Consider the following 675-nt stretch of genomic DNA (forward strand, 5'->3'; position numbering starts at 1 on the left):
GCGCCCGACTCCTCCCCCGGGCCCATTATGGGGGGGGGGCCGGGGGGGGGGGGGGGTGTGTGGGGGGGGGGGGGGGGCCCCCCCCGGGGCCCCCCCCCCCCGCCCGCTAGCCGTCGGCGTCGGTGTCCGTCGCGGCCAGCACCGTCACCCGTGTACGAGTGGGATCCAGTACCGCGAAACCCTCGTCCGCCGTGTCGTGGTGGAACCAGTCCGTGAACGCCATGAAGCGCAGCCAACGGTGGTCGAGGGCCTGCCCCACCGCCTCCAGGAACGGGACGCCGGCGGGCAGACCCAGCAGCGCGTACAGACTGTTCCAGGCGTACAGGCGGGCGTACGCGCCGCCTTGCGGCCTGCCGTTCACCCCGCCGTCGTACGCCGCCGCGAACAACGTGTTGAGCACATCGTCGGGCGTCGTCCGGCAGGACACGGCTCCGCCCCGGTACGCGCCGTCGCCCACCAGGGAGTCCAGCGGCAGTTCCCTGACGAAGGAGATGTTGAAGTCGTCCGGGTCGAGCGGGCGCGGCAGCGTGAAGAAGCGCACCTCCGGTTCACGGGCCCATCCGCCGGCGGTGAACGGTTCCCCGGGGGCACGCGCCCCCGGGGCGCCCGGGGGCCGCCCCGGCGAGGGGGCCGCCGCCCCGCCCCCCGGGGGGGGGGGGATAGACACGGAAAGCC

1 protein-coding gene is annotated in these 675 nt (G+C 75.9%); it reads right to left on the reverse strand.

What is annotated here, in order from left to right:
- Positions 1 to 106 precede the first annotated feature (106 nt).
- On the reverse strand, positions 107 to 541 hold the full coding sequence (locus ACFXGX_RS27210; protein WP_384795869.1) for a DUF6183 family protein: 435 nt from the start codon (positions 539 to 541) through the stop codon (positions 107 to 109).
- Positions 542 to 675 lie beyond the last annotated feature (134 nt).

It is taken from the genome of Streptomyces sp. NPDC059371 (assembly GCF_042751995.1).
Lineage (GTDB): Bacteria > Actinomycetota > Actinomycetes > Streptomycetales > Streptomycetaceae > Streptomyces.